This is a genomic window from Paenibacillus amylolyticus (genome assembly GCF_051136285.1).
Taxonomy (GTDB): domain Bacteria; phylum Bacillota; class Bacilli; order Paenibacillales; family Paenibacillaceae; genus Paenibacillus; species Paenibacillus amylolyticus_F.
Genome location: NZ_CP194938.1, coordinates 3,793,147 through 3,812,247 on the forward strand (window position 1 = coordinate 3,793,147; position 19,101 = coordinate 3,812,247).

14 protein-coding genes and 1 pseudogene are annotated in these 19,101 nt (G+C 45.7%); all 15 read left to right on the forward strand.

The genetic code is table 11. The annotated features are described in order from the left end of the window. The first annotated feature begins 2 nt into the window (after positions 1-2). Positions 3-908: an ABC transporter permease gene (locus ACR8BL_RS16780; RefSeq protein WP_434748663.1), complete on the forward strand. Its 906-nt coding sequence runs from the start codon at positions 3-5 to the stop codon at positions 906-908. 20 nt (positions 909-928) lie between these two features. Then, positions 929-2,755 (forward strand): oligopeptide ABC transporter substrate-binding protein, encoded by a 1,827-nt coding sequence (locus ACR8BL_RS16785; protein ID WP_434748664.1) that lies wholly within the window; start codon positions 929-931, stop codon positions 2,753-2,755. 168 nt (positions 2,756-2,923) lie between these two features. Further along, on the forward strand, positions 2,924-3,820 hold the full coding sequence (locus ACR8BL_RS16790) for a D-alanyl-D-alanine carboxypeptidase family protein (RefSeq protein ID WP_434748665.1): 897 nt from the start codon (positions 2,924-2,926) through the stop codon (positions 3,818-3,820). A gap of 111 nt (positions 3,821-3,931) precedes the next feature. Next, positions 3,932-6,358, forward strand: coding sequence for a S9 family peptidase (locus ACR8BL_RS16795; protein ID WP_434748666.1), 2,427 nt, complete (start codon positions 3,932-3,934; stop codon positions 6,356-6,358). A 259-nt stretch (positions 6,359-6,617) separates the two neighbouring features. Then, positions 6,618-8,210, forward strand: coding sequence for an MFS transporter (locus ACR8BL_RS16800; RefSeq protein WP_434748667.1), 1,593 nt, complete (start codon positions 6,618-6,620; stop codon positions 8,208-8,210). A gap of 250 nt (positions 8,211-8,460) precedes the next feature. Further along, the gene (locus ACR8BL_RS16805; RefSeq protein ID WP_434748668.1) at positions 8,461-9,495 is read left to right on the forward strand and encodes an LCP family protein; all 1,035 of its coding nucleotides are present in this window, start codon (positions 8,461-8,463) and stop codon (positions 9,493-9,495) included. A 194-nt stretch (positions 9,496-9,689) separates the two neighbouring features. Then, positions 9,690-10,115, forward strand: a complete 426-nt coding sequence (locus ACR8BL_RS16810) for a CBS domain-containing protein (RefSeq protein ID WP_434748669.1) — start codon at positions 9,690-9,692, stop codon at positions 10,113-10,115. Between the two features lie 205 nt (positions 10,116-10,320). Further along, a complete protein-coding gene (locus tag ACR8BL_RS16815; protein ID WP_090923575.1) occupies positions 10,321-10,623 on the forward strand; it encodes a MazG-like family protein in 303 nt (100 codons plus the stop codon). After that, a complete protein-coding gene (locus ACR8BL_RS16820; RefSeq protein WP_434748670.1) occupies positions 10,620-11,540 on the forward strand; it encodes a DUF2232 domain-containing protein in 921 nt (306 codons plus the stop codon). Before ACR8BL_RS16815 ends, ACR8BL_RS16820 begins: the two co-directional genes overlap by 4 nt. A gap of 11 nt (positions 11,541-11,551) precedes the next feature. Then, the gene (locus ACR8BL_RS16825; protein WP_434748671.1) at positions 11,552-13,549 is read left to right on the forward strand and encodes a DHH family phosphoesterase; all 1,998 of its coding nucleotides are present in this window, start codon (positions 11,552-11,554) and stop codon (positions 13,547-13,549) included. Beyond that, positions 13,546-13,989 (forward strand): 50S ribosomal protein L9, encoded by a 444-nt coding sequence (rplI, locus tag ACR8BL_RS16830; RefSeq protein ID WP_434748672.1) that lies wholly within the window; start codon positions 13,546-13,548, stop codon positions 13,987-13,989. Before ACR8BL_RS16825 ends, rplI begins: the two co-directional genes overlap by 4 nt. Position 13,990: 1 nt before the next feature. Then, complete coding sequence (gene dnaB, locus ACR8BL_RS16835) at positions 13,991-15,352, forward strand: replicative DNA helicase (protein WP_434748673.1); 1,362 nt, start codon at positions 13,991-13,993, stop codon at positions 15,350-15,352. Between the two features lie 446 nt (positions 15,353-15,798). Beyond that, a complete protein-coding gene (locus ACR8BL_RS16840; RefSeq protein ID WP_434748674.1) occupies positions 15,799-17,085 on the forward strand; it encodes an adenylosuccinate synthase in 1,287 nt (428 codons plus the stop codon). A gap of 183 nt (positions 17,086-17,268) precedes the next feature. Further along, positions 17,269-18,033, forward strand: coding sequence for a hypothetical protein (locus ACR8BL_RS16845; RefSeq protein ID WP_434748675.1), 765 nt, complete (start codon positions 17,269-17,271; stop codon positions 18,031-18,033). Between the two features lie 381 nt (positions 18,034-18,414). Continuing rightward, positions 18,415-19,023, forward strand: a pseudogene (locus ACR8BL_RS16850) (SAM-dependent methyltransferase). Positions 19,024-19,101 lie beyond the last annotated feature (78 nt).

Sequence of the window (19,101 nt, forward strand, 5' to 3'; positions counted from 1 at the left end):
AGATGAGCAAGGCCAATGATGTTGTTGTAACTTCACAGAAAGTTGATAAAAGCCCTTCCAGCTTAAAAATCTTATGGCGAGAGCTGGCCAGGGACAAAGTAGCCCTCGTTTCACTCATATTCCTGGGGCTTGTCATCCTTCTTGTATATGGAACTTCTATGATCCTGAATCAGGACGACATTGTTAAAGTTGATTTGTTTGCGCTGTATGAGCCACCATCCGCGCAGTATTGGCTGGGGACAGACTATGGCGGTCGAGATGTATTTGGTCAACTTGTCATTGGGACAAGAAATTCGTTAACCATTGGTATTCTGGTTACCGTAATGACGGGATTCATTGGTATTCTGGTTGGTGTACTCTCGGGATACTTCGGCGGTATGATTGATAATATGTTCATGCGTGTGGTGGACTTTTTCATGATCCTGCCTTTCCTGATGATGGTTATTGCATTTGTAACGGCTGTGCCGAAATATAATATCGTTTCATTCTCACTAATAATGACCGCCTTCCTATGGATGGGGATTGCCAGACTGATTCGATCCAAGGCACTACAGGAGGGCGAACTGGAGTATATCAAAGCATCCAAAACTTTGGGATCTTCTCACTTTAAAATTATTGTATCTCAGCTTCTTCCCAACCTGAGTTCAATTATCATCGTTACGATGACGTTGAATCTGGCAGCTAATATTGGCCTTGAATCCGGGCTGTCTTTCCTGGGGTTTGGTTTCCCGGAAAGCACACCAAGTCTTGGAACACTCGTAAGTTATGCACGTAATCCGCAAACCTTGGAATACAGATGGTGGATATGGCTACCTGCATCACTACTGATTCTAGTATTGATGTTGAGTATAAATAATGTCGGACAAGCCTTGAAGCGTGCGACGGATGCAAGACAAAGAAGAGGTTAAAAAAAAGGGAGGAAAGGTTCATGAAAAAGGGATTATTTTCACGAGGACTATTTTTCACGATGATGCTGGTCTTTGTATTGGCACTTGCGGCATGCTCCGAGAAAGAGGCAGCAACACCTGCACCAGGAGCAAAAACAGAAGAAGGCAAAACGGAGGAGAAACCTGCAAAAGAAGAGGGCGTTTACTCCATTGAAGACTTTAGCAATGTTAAAAAGAATGAAGGTACAGCGATTAAAGGCGGGTCACTAACGTTTGGTCTCGTTTCGGATACAGCTTTCGAAGGTACATTGAACTTTAACTTCTATTCCGGTAATCCGGATTCGCAAGTCTTGCAATGGTTTGACGAAGGTTTGCTGACTTGGGATAAAGACTATGTTTATACCAATGATGGAGCTGCAACATATGAAACATCCGAAGATGGCAAAACGTTTACGCTCACGATTCGTGACAATGTAAACTGGCATGATGGCAAGCCGGTAACGGCTGAAGATCTGCAGTTTGCTTATGAAGTCATTGGTGGCAAAGGCTATGATGGCCCACGTTATGATTCCAACTTCACAAGTGTTGTAGGTATGGATGAATACCACGCTGGAAAAGCAAAAACAATCTCTGGTATTAAAGTGCTGAGTGACAAAAAAATCAGCATTACGTATAAAGAAGCAACGCCATCCCTGTTGACAGGCGGCGTGTGGACATATCCATTAGCCAAACATATTTTTGGTGGTATGGATATAGCGAAAATGTCTTCCTCCAAAGAAGTACGTGAGAAACCAATTGGTTTTGGTCCGTTTAAAGTAGAAACGATTACACCAGGTGAGTCTGTAACGTTTGTTAAGAACGATGACTACTGGCGTGGAGCACCAAAACTGGATAAAGTGACGCTGAAAGTAATCAACCCAACAACGGTTGTTCAAGAGCTGAAATCTGGCGGGGTAGATCTGGTAGATGCCTTCCCAACAGATCAGTATAAAGATAACGCGAACCTCTCTAACGTAGAATTCCTGGGTGCAATCGACCGTGCTTATACGTACATCGGTTTCAAATTGGGAACATGGGATGCTGAAAACAATAAAGTTAAATCCAATCCTGACGCAAAAATGGGTGATAAAAACCTGCGTAAAGCAATGTGGATGGCTGTAGATAATGACCAAGTAGGTAAACGTTTCTACAATGGTCTTCGCTGGAATGCAACAACGCTGATTCCACCTTCTCACCCTGAATTCCACGATTCCAGTAATCCAGGCGTGAAGTATGATCCGGAAGCTGCGAAGAAATTGCTTGACGAAGCTGGCTACAAAATGGACGGAGAATTCCGTACGAAACCAGACGGTTCACCTCTTGAAATCAATTTTATTTCCATGACAGGTGGCGACACGGCTGAACCTCTGGCACGTTACTATGTTCAATCTTGGGCAGCGATCGGTCTGAAAGTAAACTTGGAAATGATCGAGTTTAACAACTTCTATGACCGTGTAGGTAACACAGGTAAAGATGATCCTAAAGTCGATGTGTATCAAGCGGCTTGGGGTGTTGGTATCGATGTTGACCCATCCGGTTTGTATGGACGTGATGCACTCTACAACTTCCCTCGTTTCTCCAGTGAAGAGAATGATAAATTGCTGGCACGTGGTGTCTCTGCTGAGGCATTTGACGTAGAGAAACGTAAAGAGATCTACAATGAATGGCAAAAATACATGGTGGATGAAGTTCCAGTATTCCCAACGCTGTATCGTGCTGTGGTATCACCAGTTAACAAACGTGTAATGAACTATGCGATTGGTGATGGAACAGGCGTATATTTGAGCGATTTGGCTGTAAATGCTGACAAACCGGTTGTTGCTCAATAATCAATAAATAAACAAAAAACATGGATTCCGATCACTCTGACACTGACAGGGGTGAAGAAATCCATGTTTTTTTGTAACCAATAAATAAAAAAAATTTAATTTTTTTCAAAAAAAGTGCAGACAAAATACCTCTTTGCTACGTCTATATAGGTAAGAGGTGATGATTCGATGAAAATATGGTGGAAACGGGCAGGAATGCTGTTCACTTTACTAATAATTATATACTTAGGAGTAAAACCGGACATGCTGGTTGGCAAACCAGGGATCAAAGCGGAATCAGCCGTATTGATGGACATGAACTCAGAACAGGTACTGATGGATTATAACGGCTCTGAAGAAATTGCTCCTGCAGGTGTCAGCAAATTGATGACCGAACTGCTTGTGATGGAAGCCGTGACGAAAGGTGATATTCGTTGGGATGATCCGGTTAATGTAAGCCGATATGCCAGCTCTGTTGGCGGGAATCAACTTGCACTGAAACAGGGGGATCGATTCACAGTTCAGGAGCTATTCCAAGTCGTGGCAGTTTACTCCGCTAATGATGCTACAATTGCTTTGGCGGAGCACATCAGCGGTTCAGAGCATCAATTTGTACAACGGATGAATCAGAAGGCTGCTGAGATTGGTTTGTCAGGGGACACTTACTTTACTAACTCTACAGGTCTAAGTGAGAGTATGCTTGGCTCACACCGTCCGCAGGATATCCAGGGACAGACGTTAATGACGGCAATGGATGCTTGCAAGCTTGCTCGATATTTGCTTAATCATCACCCGGAGATCCTTAAAGTCTCCAATCAAATGCAAGTTTCCTTGCATCAGAAAGGCATCTATATGAGCAATACAAACTGGATGTTATCTTCAATTGGCGGAACTTATGCATATCAGGGTAATGACGGGTTAAAGACTGGATATGATGAGCATAGTGGCTATCATTTTGTTGGAACAGCTGAACGTGATGGAAAGCGGCTAATTTCGGTTGTTTTTGGCACGGATACACGGGAAGGCCGATTCATTGAAACACGTAAGTTGTTGAATTACGGATTTTCCAGCACTAAAGTAAACTAAGTATATTATTGTCAAGGAAGGTTACCTCTGTTAATAAATGGATAAACGTAGTAAAGTGGGATACAGATAGTTCCATACTACTCTGCAATTCACTTTTAAGGGGGAGAACATTTGAACTCGATCAGTAAAAAAGTATATGCACTCACGCTGTCCATGGCGATGTCCATCGCTTTGATTCAGCCTGCCGTGCAGGCGGCCGAAGCACTCAAACCAACATCGGCTGTCTCGGAATCGATCGTTTCCAAGGCAACACAGACCCTGCAACAACTGGGATACATAGACGGTACTAGGGATGGAATGAAAGAAGCAGCAACACCTATTACGCGTGCAGAGGCTGCAATTATTTTGCAGCGTGTGCTTGAACTGGATGCTCCGGCAACCCTTACAGGTTTTGCAGACGTTTCGCCGGATGATACAGCTGCGCCAGCCATCTACGCGTTGAAGCAAGGCGGACTCATTCAAGGTAAAGCCAAAGGTTATGCCCCGGATTCACCACTCACACGCGCTCAGATGGCCTCTCTGTTAACACGAGCATTCAAATTAAAGGATAACGGAATCCAGGTGGTTTACAGTGATGCTGACCAAATCCCGGCTGTACATGCGAATGATGCTGTTCGCGTTAAACAACATTTCATTATCGAAGGTAGCGCTTTTCATGCGAAACAAGCAGTAACGCATGGTGAGTTTGCGAGTGCCCTGTATCTTGCGCTGGGGCTTGATGTGAAGAAAGCAGGGATCACGCCGCTTGAGGACTTCTTCAAACAGCCTGCTCAGGCAGGTTTCCAAATGTCCCCTGATGGCAAACATCTGGCTTACATGGAGCCGTGGAACGATCGGATGAACATCGTGGTTACGGCAAATGGTCAAGATAAGCCTGTACGTATTACAAGTGAAACGGATCGGAGTATTGCGGGGTTTGCATGGGCAACCAACGACAAGCTTCTGTATTTCAAAGATGCGGCCGGAGATGAAAACTATCACCTGTATATTACAGATATTGATGGTAAAAATAGCAAAGATCTAACGCCTTATCCAAACACCAGAGCTATGCTTGTCGATTCTTTGGAGAATATTCCAGATGAGATTTTGGTGAGCATGAATAAACGTGACCCGAAAATTTTTGACGTATACCGTATCAATATTAAAACAGGTGAAGCGGTGCTTGCTGCCGAGAATCCGGGCAATATTACAGGTTGGATGACAGACCATGAAGGAAAGATCCGTGTAGCCATATCCAGTGATGGCAATGTATCTTCCTTGATGTACCGTGAGGCCGAGAATCAGCCGTTCCAGCCACTAATCATAACGGATCTGGGAGATACTTTTGTTCCCGTCATGTTCACAAGCGACAACAAAAACCTGTATGCCGTGTCCAATCTGGAGCAAGACAAGATGAGTATTGTGGAGTACAGCCCAGCAACCAAGAAGGTAACCAAAACGCTTTTTGAAAACAAAGATGTGGATGTCAGCAATGTGATTCCTTCCAAAGAAAAAGGAAAGATTCTTGCAGCAGTCTACGAGACAGACAAGGTGAACTATGAGTATTTTGACAACAAGTTCAAGTCATTAATGCAGGATATCAAAGCCAAAGTGCCTGGCAAAGAGGTTAGCATTATAAGTACAAGTGATGATGGGCAAGTACTCTTTATATCCTACAGTGACAAAGCGATGGGTACGTATTATTTCTATGATTCCAAAACAGGAAAGCTCGATAAACTGGCGGATACGGCTCCCTGGATTGATGAGACCAAAATGGCAGAGATGAAACCAATTACATTCAAGTCCCGTGATGGTCTGGACATACATGGATATCTGACGTTACCACAGGGCGCTAAAGCGTCTGAACTTCCACTGGTTGTTCTTCCCCATGGTGGACCATGGGCGCGGGATTCGTGGGGATATAGTCCGGATGTTCAGTTTCTGGCAAGCCGCGGATATGCAGTCCTACAGGTGAACTTCCGCGGATCAACAGGTTACGGTAAGAAGTTTCTGGAGGCAGGCAACAAACAATGGGGTAAAGCGATGCAGGATGATCTCACTGATGGTGTAAACTGGCTGGTGAAAGAAGGTACGGTTGATCCGAAGCGGGTAGCGATCTATGGGGGTTCGTACGGAGGTTATGCAGCTCTGGCTGGCCTGGCCTTCACCCCTGACGTATATGCTGCCGGGATCAGCTATGTAGGCCCATCTAACATCTTCACACTGCTTGACTCGCTGCCGCCTTATTGGGAATCGGGTCGTAACCTGTTCTATGAGCGTGTAGGTGATCCTGTGAAGGATAAAGAGCTGTTAACCGCAATCTCACCGCTCTTCCATGTCGATCAGATGAAAGCACCGTTATTGGTTGTTCAGGGCGCCAATGATCCGCGTGTCAAACAGGCAGAATCGGATCAGATTGTTGAAGCGCTGCGCAAACGTGGAGTAGATGTACCTTATATGTTGAAAATGAATGAAGGTCATGGCTTCGCCAATGTGGAGAACCGACTGGATCTCTACCGCGCCATGGAGAAGTTCCTAAATCGTCATTTGATGCAGTAACAATAGCCGAGGTTGTTCTCTGATTCCCATAAGGATTAGAGGACAACCTCTTTTTTTCGGATCAGCAGAAAGAGAAATGCATATTTGAAATGGACAGCAAATATCACATTTCAACGCCTATGTATATTCATCAATTGACATATAGCCACGCTATATTTTAAAATGACCAGTGAGTCATTATTATTCATTCAGGTTTATATAGATATCATTGTAGGTGGTACGAGGGCGTAATAACGAACAGATCAGGGAGGGATTTGGAATGCAAAAAGAAATGAAATGGCCATTGATTCTCTTCGCCGTGGGTGTATTTATGGCTGCATTGGATAACGGTATTATTACATCATCACTGACCACGTTAAATGCATCGTTTGGTGTATCGCCAACGTGGGGTGCTTGGACTATTACATTGTATACACTAGGACTTGCAATCAGCGTACCGATTGCGGGCAAGCTTTCGGACCGGTTTGGACGCAAGAAACTGTTTCTAATTGAAGTTGCTTTATTCGGGATCGGATCGCTTCTTGTAGCATTAAGCACTTCATTTACGTTTTTCCTGATTGCCCGGGTCATTCAGGCTCTCGGCGGTGGCGGAATATTTATCATTGCAAGCTCTTATGTGCTCACCAAATTCCCTGCTCAGCGTCAGGGTACAGCTCTTGGTCTTCTGGGAGGTATGAACGGCATTGCGGCTATCCTCGGGCCCAACATTGGCGCGTTTATCCTGGATGTTACCGGGAACTGGCACTGGCTGTTTCTTATCAACGTACCGATTGCGATACTGCTGTTTATTGCAGGAATCCGTTATATCCATGAAGAACAGGAGCTTAGCCGGGCAGCCGTTGATTGGAGCGGCATAGCGGTCTTAACAGTGGGTGTACTGAGTCTGATGTACAGTTTCAGTAATCTGGACGGTGTGAATATGCTTCAAAGCCTGGCTTCACCGATGTTTTATAGCTTCTTTTTGGTGGGTATAGCTGTGCTGGTGATCTTTTATTTTATGGAGAAAAGGTTAGAAGGATCCGACCGTGAACCAGTCGTTTCTACTAAGCTGCTGGGCATTGCGTCTTTCCGCTGGACACTGCTCATTGCCTTTTTTTCTGGAGCCATTCTGGCCTCTGTCATATTCATTCCAGGTTTTGTAGAGCAATATCTAGGTGTATCAAGCACAGCTTCCGGGTATTGGTTTACCCCGCTTGCTCTGGCCTCAGGCATTGGAGCAGGTGGAGGAGGATACCTCGTTGACCGCAAAGGGCCGATCTGGACGTTATCCGTGGCGGGTTTGCTCTCTGCCATTGGCTTCCTGTTATTCCCACTGTGGGTAGAGCATATCTGGCAGTTTGTCATTGCAAGTACTCTTGTGGGCATTGGTTTTGGCATGATGCTGGGTGCACCCGTCAATGTTCTGGTAACTGAACAGGCAGGTGAGCACAATAAAGGTATTGCGGTAGCAACCAGTTCCTTATTCCGCCAGATGGCGATGGCGATTGCACCGACGATCTTTGCCGGATTTCTGGCACGTTCGTTCACTAACCTCGGTTCGAATATCCAGTCAGGTCTGGCAGATCGGGGTATTGAAGTGCCGCCAGCGGTGCTGGAGCGATATGCTTCTGGTGGAGCATCGGGAAATGATGTCTCCAGTCTGTTGGCGGGGTTGTCGAAGATTCCAGATGCAAACATACGGGAAGCACTGCTCGGGGCCGTACATCAAACGACAGGCCAAGGTTACAACGGGCTTTTCTGGTCAGCAGTTATTTTCAGCGTGTTAACCTTATTGGTTGCTCTTGTTACCGGACGTCTTCGTCAGAAAGAGAAGCAGCAGCAGAAGTCTGATGGGTCACTGGGGTCGATATAATGTAGGAAGCAATGCGAAAAGATAGAGAAGAACAGTGAACCTTTTGTAACCGAAAAAGGGGTCGCTGTTCTTTTCAATTTAACCCGATTGTAACTTTTCATGATGCAGGAATGATTACAATAGAACGAGCATCGGCGGTTCTCCGCCTCCAGAGAAAGAAAAGTTCGGAGAACTGCGTGTCATCAGACGTTATGAGCGTTTAATGGGTAGTAATGAATTTCAATTTTGATAGTGAAGAAGGAATCGATGGATGAAAAGCAGAACTAAAGAAAAGAAGAAGAAAAGTCGCAAAGGCCTATATATAACCCTTATATCTCTTGTCGTTTTGATCATTGGCGGTTATGTTTTTCGCCAGAAGTTAGCCGTGGCCGCATTTGACCTGTTTCTGGCTGATAAGGTAGAAGCGCAGCTTACACATTCTTACGTGCCGCAGGAAGGCAATAACACGCCTGATCCGACGGTATATCGTAAAGAGCCGTTTTCTGTATTGCTCCTGGGCTCGGATAAACGAGACTACGAGAAGTCCCGTGGACGTTCTGATGCGGTTATCTACGCTGTTGTCCGCCCGAAGGAGTCACGAGTTTTGCTCGTATCCATCCCGCGTGACACATATGTGCAGATCGTAGGAAAAGATGCGGACAAGGATGGGACAGATGATTATGACAAAATTGCGCATGCCTATGCCTTCGGTGGGGAGAATATGTCCATCAAAACGGTGGAAAAATTTCTTGATGCCGACGTAGGGTATTATGCAACGATTAACTTCCAGGGGATCAAAAAAGTGGTTGATGCGCTCGGGGGCATATCATTGCCAATCGATAAGGATATTGTGAACAAGGATCCAAATCATGAGCAGTTCACGATTAAGGGCGGCAAACCGATCTATGACGGACAGGAAGCACTTTATTACGTGAGATACCGGGAAGATAGTGACTTTAACCGCACGAATCGGCAGCAAATTTTCCTGAACGCTTTTGCAAACAAAATGTTGAACCTGAATCAGATCTCGAAGATCCCGGAGCTGTTCCAGATCATGGGTGACAATTTTCAGACCGATATGCAGGCCACTTTTATTATCGATCTGGCGAAACAGGTGCTGACACAGGAGAAACCACAGGTTTCCAGCTTCACGATTTTGAGTGAAGGCATGCGTAAAAACGGTGTTTATTATGGCCGTGCAGATAAGAAAGATGTTCAATATGCCAAAGAGCTGATTAAAAACTGGATGGATCAATCGACCCCAGCCGGTGAAGTCATGATTCCTGACCGGCAGAAGATGGAATAGTCAACTCCATACAGATGGGTATCTTACACAACGATCAGCAGTACGTTTATAAGCGGGCTGCTGATTTTTTCTTTGTCGAGGGGCTTAAATGTGTAAGATCTTCATCCTTTTGGAACATCCTTCGTTCTATAACGTATAATATAAGTTGAGTGAACCTGTTGAACGAGAAATACACAAGGAGGATACACAAGGGTATGAACATCGCATTTTTTTTGCTGCCCAAACAAGAGGTTACATGTGTGACGTCGGACTCTACGCTGCGGCAAACGCTGGAACGGATGGAGTATCATCGGTTTACAGCAGTGCCTATTTTGAATAAGGAAGGTAAATATATTGGTACGGTTACAGAAGGTGATCTGTTGTGGTATATGAAAAATGCGGAGGGAAAGATATCATTTGAAAACGCTTCAAAGTTTCTGCTTAAGGATGTCCCGTTAAGGCTTGATATCAAGCCGGTATCCATCAATGCCAATATGGAGGATTTAATTAATCTCGCCAAGGTACAGAATTTTGTGCCGGTGGTGGATGATATGGAACGTTTTATCGGCATTGTGAGACGCAGCCAGATCATCGAATACTGTGAAGGTATTGTTGCCAAGGAATCCATAAAGGCCAAATAAGTTAAATTCTTTTCAAAATGATGGGCTGGCAGGGATAATCACAGCGATTATTACTAATATATATGAATAAGACGTACGGGGCTCGGCATCGTACCTGACATGGAGTTTCGGAGAATTTCTCCGCTTTTGGGGGTAATTTTGCCTGCCCCCTTTTTATGCTATAATGGAGAATAAAGCTTTTTCGGGGGAGAGTGACTTTCGCCAAATGCCTAAAGAACTGGATGTAGCCAAGCGGGCTAAAGTGATTGAATGGCTGAAAACCGAAGTACTTGATCAGGTATCCCGATTATTCAAAGCATTATGGGAAGGCAGCACGATTCGAATCGGAGATAGTCTTGCCAGTTTGATGATGAGCAGTTACATATTGGGCCGGCGGCTCGGTATTCCGTTTAAGGATCTGGATGCACTGCTTGTTGAGAAGTTGAAAAAGCATAAACAGGAAGGTCACCAGCTGGAAGACTGGTACCAGGATATTTCCGCGCTTGAAGATCATATGCGTAAGAGGTGAATTTGTTGAAATTTAGCTTTAAATCAGCTGTCTGGAGTGCAGTACTTTTACTTTTGCTGCTCTCGTTGCTAACTCCTTTATCGGTACTCTCCATATTTTTTATGATGATTCCGGGAGTTATTTTGTATGCGTCATTACCTGTAAAATCATTTGTTTTGCATCTTGTGCCTGTTGCTATTATTTTGGTTATGGTTCACCCGATTTATCTGTTATTTATGTTGATCTTAATACTGCCGGCCATTGCTATGGGTCACGCGTATAAGAATCAAAAATCGGCGTTGTTTGCTTTAATGACAGGAGCCGGAACGATGCTGGCGGAGTATCTGTTGCTACTGCTGGTGGGCAGCCTGATTTTCCAGTTCGACCTGTCCAGTTATATCAAAGATGTGGTGCAACTGACCATTGAACCGCTCACTAATTCATCAAGTCAGATGATTAATGGTTTTGTATGGACGCCTGAGATGACAGAAGATATCGCTAAACAAACTCAGTTAATGATTCCATTTGCGCTGGTCGTTACGTCGATGGTTATGGCTTTCATTACACATATTATTGCTCGTCCTATTCTGAGTGTTATGGGTATGAACGTGTCCAAGCTTCCACCCGCAAGAGAATGGCGTATGCCGCGTGCATTGATCTGGTATTACTTCCTCGCATTGATTATTGAAGTGGTTTCCAGACAAAATGATGGATCATATTGGAAAATGATTGCTATGAACTTGTCGCCATTAATTAATCTTGGCTTCATGATTCAAGCCATCGGTTTCTTCTTTTTCCTCTCGCATGCAAGAAGATGGAACCCGGTTATTCCATTTTTATTGGGAGCGGCAGTATTCTTCATTGGTCCGCTCCGCATTGTCGGAATTATTGATCTGGCGTTCCCGCTCCGTGAGGCAATATCGAAATCAAAACGATAGGGTGATGAGTCATGCCTAAATTTCTAAAGAAACGCTGGCACGGCTATTATACCGTATGGGCGTTCATACTACTGTTGCTGCTAGTGATGTTGGTTACCATCTATAACTGGACGCTTGGTTTGATTAGTCTGATACTGGCTTCGGCGCTGGGAATCGTCATGATCAAGGCAGAGCTCGCGTTCCGCCGAGAGCTTAACGACTATATTAACGGCCTTACCATTCGCATCAAACGAATGGAGGGTGAGGCGGTCAGCATGCTTCCGTTCGGAATTGTGCTGTACAGCGAGGATCGTACGGTAGAATGGCATAATCGCTTCGTTGCGGATATGTTTCATGAGAAGACATTGGTGGGCAGTTCACTGCTTAATCTATTCCCCAATCTCCCCCAACCGAAAGAAAAGAAAGATAAGGAAGGTTCGAAAGAACCTTCATCCAAAGAATTTCATGATGAATTCCAGCTGGATGATCGTTATTACGGTGTAATTCATAATCCGCAGGAGCGGTACGTGTATGTGTACGAGATCACCGAGCTGGCTATTCTTCGGGATAAATACGAGAATGAACGCATTGCATTAGGCATTCTTGTTCTGGATAATCTCGACGAGGCTGCACAAGGCATGGATGACCAACAACGTACAGCACTGATCGCACGAGTCACCAGTGAGATTACAGCTTGGGCAAAGCAGTATGAAGTGTATCTACGCCGTCTGTCATCCGATCGCTACTTGATGATGCTCAATCACAAGTCCATGCAGGAACTTGAACAGAGTCGGTTTGTCATTCTGGATGAAGTCCGTGAGATGACAGCCGATCTGAAAGTGCCGATGACACTGAGTGTTGGACTTGCATCTGGTTCAGACAGCATCAGCGAGATGGGAGAGCTGGCACAATCAAGTTTGGATATGGCACTTGGACGAGGTGGCGATCAGGCTGCTGTGAAATCGGGCCAACGCTTGTCATTTTACGGTGGAAAGTCCAATGCGGTGGAGAAACGTACACGTGTCAGAGCGCGGGTTATTGCTCATGCATTACGTGACCTGATGCAGGAAAGTGATCGGGTTCTCATCATGGGGCACAAAATGCCGGATATGGATGCTATCGGAGCATCCATTGGGGTGTGGAAGGCCGCAAGTTTGTACAATGTTGAGGCTCGTATTGTGCTGGATGGAGTGAACCCCTCCATTGAACGGTTGATGGAACAGGTGAACAAGGACGAGAAGCTCTCGAAAGCTTTGATCTCACCAGAGCAAGCCACTCAGATGATGACGGAACATACATTGCTGGTTGTTGTGGATACCCATAAGGCCTCCATGACAATGGAACCGAAGCTGGTCCAATCTGCAACACGTGTGGTCGTGGTGGATCACCATCGCCGGGGTGAGGAATTTATTAATGATGCAGTACTGATCTATCTGGAGCCATACGCTTCATCAGCAGCTGAACTTGTGACAGAGCTTCTGCAATATATCCACGAGAAGGTACAGTTCACTCCGCTTGAAGCAACGTCACTTCTCGCCGGTATAACGCTTGATACGAAGCATTTTGCATTGCATACCGGCTCCAGGACGTTTGAAGCAGCGGGCTTCCTTCGTCGCAGTGGTGCAGATACCATTATGGTCCAGAAGCTGATGAAAGAGGATCTGTCAGAATATATTGCTAAGGCAGAAATCATAAAGCATGCTAAAATGGTATATGGGAACATTGCGCTGGCGGTCACGGACCCTGGTAGCAAGATTTCACAGATGATGATCGCCCAGGTGGCGGACACATTGCTTAATATGACTGACGTGGTCGCCTCATTTGTTATCAGTGAGCGTACGGATGGACTGATTGGCATCAGTGCGAGATCACTGGGGCGCATGAATGTTCAGGTGGTTATGGAACGATTAGGTGGCGGCGGCCACTTAACAAATGCTGCTGTGCAGCTTGAAGGAACGCTGGGAGAAGCGGAGAAGCGGCTGATGAACGTCTTGGCTGAAATCGAAAAGGAAGAGGGGTTATTCGAATGAAAGTCATTTTTATAAAAGATATGAAGGGTCAAGGCAAGAAAGGGCAAGTGAAGGAAGTATCTGAGGGTTACGCACAGAATTTTCTGTTGCCACGGGGAATCGTACGTCTGGCAACGGAAGGTAACATGAAGACATTGGACAATCAGAAGGCGGCTGAAGATAGACTTAAGCAGGAAGAGAAAGCCGAAGCTGAAGCACTTGCGAAAAAGCTGGAGGCAGAAGTCACAGAATTGAAAGCAAAATCCGGCGAAGGCGGTCGTCTGTTCGGTGCGATTACGAGCAAACAAATTGCAGAAGCATTGGCTAAAAAGGGTCTGAAAATAGACAAGCGCAAAATCGAGCTGGATGATCCAATCCGTACGCTTGGTGTAACGCAAGTGACCGTCAAGGTTCACCCTGAAGTGAAGGCTACCTTGAAGGTCCAGGTAACGGAGGAGTAAGATGGGCGGCGAAATGTTATTCGACCGGGTCCCCCCACAGAACCTGGAAGCCGAACAGGCTGTGCTGGGTGCAATCCTGTTGCAGGGCGAAGCTCTGATTACAGCGATGGAACGGGTGCAAACCGAGGATTTCTACGATAAACCCCATCAATTGATTTATGAAGCGATGATTCAGCTGGGTGAGGAAAATCAACCGATTGACCTTGTTACGCTGACTTCACGTTTGAAAGATAAAGGCGAACTTGAGGACATTGGTGGTGTCAGCTACCTTGCCAAGCTCGCTCACGGTGTGCCTACAGCGGCCAACGTGGATTATTATGCGCAGATTATTGAAGAGAAATCGATGCTTCGTCGTCTGATTCGTACAGCAACACAGATCGTTAGTGAAGGATACACAGGCGGCGAAGATGTCGCAGGTATGCTCGGTGAGGCTGAACGGCGAATTCTGGAAATTTCCAACAGACGCTCCAGTAGTGGATTTATAGCCATTCAGGATGTATTGATGGAGGTTTTCGACAAGGTAGAAACATTGCATCAGAACCGGGGAACGACAACCGGGATTCCTTCCGGCTTCATCGATTTGGACAAGATGACGGCTGGATTCCAGCGCAGTGACTTGATTATTGTAGCTGCACGTCCGTCTGTAGGTAAGACAGCCTTCGCCTTGAATATCGCTCAGAACGTAGGCATCCGGGCGCAAGAGACGGTAGCGATCTTCAGTCTGGAGATGTCTGCTGCACAGCTCGTACAACGGATGATTTGTGCGGAAGCCAATCTGGATGCGGGAGTTCTTCGTACAGGAGAATTTAAAGGTGATGAAGACTGGCAGAAGCTGACAATGGGCATTGCTGCTCTCAACGAAGCCAACATCTATATTGACGATACACCTGGTATTACGGTAGCCGATATTCGTGCCAAATGCCGTCGTTTGAAGAAGGAGAAGGGTCTAGGCATGATCCTGATCGACTATCTTCAATTGATCAGTGGACGTGGTAAAGCGGGAGAGAACCGTCAACAAGAGGTATCCGAAATTTCACGTACATTGAAACAGATCGGCCGGGAACTGGAAGTTCCGGTTATTGCCTTGTCTCAGCTGAGCCGGGGGGTAGAGCAACGTCAGGATAAACGTCCGATGATGAGTGACTTGCGGGAGTCGGGTTCGATCGAGCAAGATGCCGACATCGTAGCGTTTCTGTACCGGGATGACTATTATAATCAGGATACCGAGAAAAAAAATATTATCGAGATCATTATTGCCAAACAACGTAATGGTCCGGTAGGTACAGTGGAACTGGTTTTCCTTAAAAACTTTAATAAATTCGTCAATTATGAGAGGGCGCATAATGACGCCTTCGCGATGTAGAGGGTAGACTGTGATTTACTCTGAACAGAGGTACACAGGCTATCCTGGACAATCAGTAACAGGGTACGTGAATGATTGAATATTAGGATATATACCCGTTATCACGTGAAAGATTAGCCAATGTAAAAGTACCGGTGATTGCAGTCGAGGAGAACAAGACTGGGATCACCGGTTTTTTACTGTGGAATAAGGTCATAATTCCGAACATTAAGCAATTGACATATATAATTGTTCGCCATTTCATTTGACTTTGAAAAAAGGGACTGGTACACTAATATTGCTGCGTTAAAGCAGTACAAACCTTCCCTTGAATGTAATGGGAGGAAATCATTACTGTCCGTTAGCACGCTTCTCAGTCGGTTTATTGCGTAACATGCCTGCCGGGATAGAGGACGGACAGACCAATATACAAAGGTGCGCAAGGCACCCACGGAGGTATGTTAACTATGTCAACGGTAGTTGTAGTGGGAACGCAATGGGGAGACGAAGGTAAAGGTAAAATCACGGATTATTTGGCGGAAAGCGCAGATGTAGTCGCTCGTTACCAAGGCGGTAACAATGCAGGCCATACGATTCTGATCGACAACAAAAAATATAAATTGACGATGATTCCATCGGGTATCTTTTACACAGACAAAGCATGTGTGATTGGTAACGGTATGGTTATTAACCCGAAGGCACTTATCGAAGAAATTAATTATATTCATGATAACGGATTTACAACGAAAAACCTGTTTATCAGTGAGCGTGCACATATCATCCTGCCATATCACATGGTTCTGGATGCCCTGGAGGAAGAGAGCAAAGGCCCGAACAAAATCGGTACAACAGGTAAAGGCATTGGCCCTTGTTATATGGACAAATCTGCTCGGATCGGTATTCGTATGGTGGATTTGATGGATGCAGAAGATTTTGAACTGAAGCTGCGTCACTTGGTTAAAGAAAAAAATCGGGTTATCGAGCAAGTGTACAACGGTACTCCGGTTGATGTAGAAGAGATTCTCTCGGATTATCTTGGTTATGCAGAAGTGCTTCGCCCTTATGTGCGTGATACATCTGTTGTGCTGAATGATGCCATCGATGAGGACAAAAAGGTATTGTTTGAAGGCGCACAAGGTGTGATGTTGGACCTTGACCAAGGTACTTATCCTTATGTGACTTCATCCAACCCGTCTGCAGGCGGCGTATGTATCGGTTCCGGTGTTGGTCCGGCACGTATTCAGCAGGTGATAGGGGTAGCCAAAGCATACACAACTCGTGTAGGTGACGGCCCATTCCCGACAGAGTTGTATGATGCAATTGGTGACCAGATTCGGGAGACAGGTCATGAGTACGGAACAGTAACCGGACGTCCACGTCGTGTAGGCTGGTTCGACAGTGTTGTTGTTCGTCACGCTCGTCGTGTGAGTGGCATTACAGGGCTGTCCCTGAACTCTCTGGATGTTATGACAGGTCTGGATACGGTAAAAATCTGCACAGGTTATAAATTCCGCGGCGAAGTAATCACTCACTACCCGGCGAGCCTCAAAATGCTGGCTGAATGTGAAGCGGTATACGAAGAGATGCCAGGCTGGAGCGAGGACATTACAGGAGCGAAGAAACTGGAAGATCTGCCGGTGAATACACAGAACTATGTGAAACGTGTAGCTGAACTGACAGGCATTCCAATCGCAATTTTCTCTGTAGGTCGTAACCGTGAGCAGACCAATCAGGTTCTGCCAATCTACGTATAAACTGATATTGGGTTGTTAAAATCCCCTCCAGTTGTTGCTACTATAGCGGCAGCTGGAGGTTTTTTGTGTCTGTTTCGGATATAATCCCGAGATTTCCGTCAATACTGACTAACAGTAGAGTTGGGTATCCCGAAAATCTGTATAGATTTAAGGGAAGTATAATCGGAAGGGAGAGAAACAGAGATGAAATTGCTGATATGGTTTGTCAAAATCGTGCTTATCGTATTGCTGGTCAGTTCACTGACATTGCTTACGACAGGATTAATTGTGCAGTCGTATGCGAAGTCATTGCTTGCCAGCTTTAATATACAGTGGGAAGGTCAGCCTACGGGACTGATGGGCATGTTTCAGGGGGCTTTGGGCACCAAGCAATCCAGCGAGGGAGAGAAGCCCGGGAATAAGCCTACAGATCAGCCAGCCGGAACGGAAGAGCAAAAAGCCCCAGAGAATTCAATTTCGGTCATGGGAAACGGGACGAAGGATGGAAACGCAGGAAGGGGTGTAGGCAAGGAGCCCTCTTCAGAAGGGGCAAGTCCGGATAAAGGAAACACGGACACGAATCCAGGTACATCTAGTAATGGCGAAACAGGGGGAGCAAGCACAGATACCGGTGGAGGTTCTGGAACGGTTAACGGTAACGGTTCAGCTACTGGAAGTGGAACGGCAAGTGGTCAGGGAACAGACAGGAGTAATTCGACTGGAAAAGATGAGATTGTCGTTTCCCCAGATGATATAACAGGTGCTAAAAACAAATTGCCAACCAAGGAAAAAGAACGTATTTTCACCCTGCTGATGAACAAGTTACCTCAGAAGGAAATGCAACAGATCTCGGGAGCGATGGAGGGTGGGCTGACAGAGCAGGAACTGAGGGAGATTGAACAGGTCATCTCGAAGTACCTGACCAGTGAAGAATACGATGATCTGATGCAAGTGCTGCAAGCAGAATAAAGGTGATCAGAAGTTGCTTTGCTGGACAGCTTCTGAACAAGGGATAGCACGTCATGATGGTTAGACTTTCCGGAGTATTTCTCATATAATTGAATGAAATTAGAGACATCACATGTAAATCTATCATCCATATGCAGGGGGAAAAGTTGCAATGAAGATGAACAATAACAGAGAACACGATATATAACAACAGAAGCACTCTTCACACAAGGCTTCCCGGCCGCGGAGCCGTAGCCCTCCGTTCATTCTTTGTATCAGAGGTACGCTGTACCCATCAGAGCATGAATACAGAATACGGGAGGTCTAATGAATATGAACACATTGAATACTACGGGTAATAAAAATACAACGTTAACGATATCAGCTGAACAACTTGCTGAAATTACGGAACGATTTGAGCAAGGGCTACAGGAAGCAGAGCAGCCATTTCATGGTTGGGACTTCGGTTATATTACAGGTAGTGAGCGGTTGCAGAGCGGTGTCCTGCCCTGGTCTTACGGCACATTGGCACGAAGATGTATGAAGGATACAAAGCGAATGTTGGATATGGGCACAGGCGGTGGTGAACTGCTGTCGAGTTTGATTTGATTCTCGCATGAATCGTACGATCCACGGGAAGTATGGCGTGTGCTTTCAGATGGTGGAGTATTTCTGACACAGCAGGTTGGCTGGTCTGATTGCCGGGAGATTAACGATCGATTAGGCATTCCGATGCCCTCGGATTACGCTGGATGGGAGCTGGATTTTGCCGCTGACCAATTGCGGAGAAATGGGTTCCACATCTGGGAACAGGATGAGGCTGCACCAGTCCAGCGTTTCTATGATATTGGAGCATTGGTGTATTATCTAAAGACAATTCCCTGGCAGGTGCCTGATTTTACAATAGAGCGATTCCGTGACCCGTTATGGCAGATCCATCTGGAGATGGAGCAACATGGATTCTGGGACGTGCAGCAGAAGCGGTTTATCATAGGCGCAGTCAAGAAATAAGTAAAATGAATCGTGAATGGTTAGGGTAGATGAGCTTGCCCCCTTCATCAATCGAATAAAGCTATTATTTAAATCTTT

Bases quoted from the DNA above. Each gene is read 5' to 3' on its own strand.
- dnaB (WP_434748673.1), top strand. From the start codon at position 13,991: ATGGGCGGCGAAATGTTATTCGACCGGGTCCCCCCACAGAACCTGGAA.
- ACR8BL_RS16825 (WP_434748671.1), top strand. From the start codon at position 11,552: ATGCCTAAATTTCTAAAGAAACGCTGGCACGGCTATTATACCGTATGG.
- rplI (WP_434748672.1), top strand. From the start codon at position 13,546: ATGAAAGTCATTTTTATAAAAGATATGAAGGGTCAAGGCAAGAAAGGG.
- ACR8BL_RS16780 (WP_434748663.1), top strand. From the start codon at position 3: ATGAGCAAGGCCAATGATGTTGTTGTAACTTCACAGAAAGTTGATAAA.
- ACR8BL_RS16815 (WP_090923575.1), top strand. From the start codon at position 10,321: ATGCCTAAAGAACTGGATGTAGCCAAGCGGGCTAAAGTGATTGAATGG.
- ACR8BL_RS16800 (WP_434748667.1), top strand. From the start codon at position 6,618: ATGCAAAAAGAAATGAAATGGCCATTGATTCTCTTCGCCGTGGGTGTA.
- ACR8BL_RS16790 (WP_434748665.1), top strand. From the start codon at position 2,924: ATGAAAATATGGTGGAAACGGGCAGGAATGCTGTTCACTTTACTAATA.
- ACR8BL_RS16845 (WP_434748675.1), top strand. From the start codon at position 17,269: ATGAAATTGCTGATATGGTTTGTCAAAATCGTGCTTATCGTATTGCTG.
- ACR8BL_RS16785 (WP_434748664.1), top strand. From the start codon at position 929: ATGAAAAAGGGATTATTTTCACGAGGACTATTTTTCACGATGATGCTG.
- ACR8BL_RS16810 (WP_434748669.1), top strand. From the start codon at position 9,690: ATGAACATCGCATTTTTTTTGCTGCCCAAACAAGAGGTTACATGTGTG.
- ACR8BL_RS16805 (WP_434748668.1), top strand. From the start codon at position 8,461: ATGAAAAGCAGAACTAAAGAAAAGAAGAAGAAAAGTCGCAAAGGCCTA.
- ACR8BL_RS16840 (WP_434748674.1), top strand. From the start codon at position 15,799: ATGTCAACGGTAGTTGTAGTGGGAACGCAATGGGGAGACGAAGGTAAA.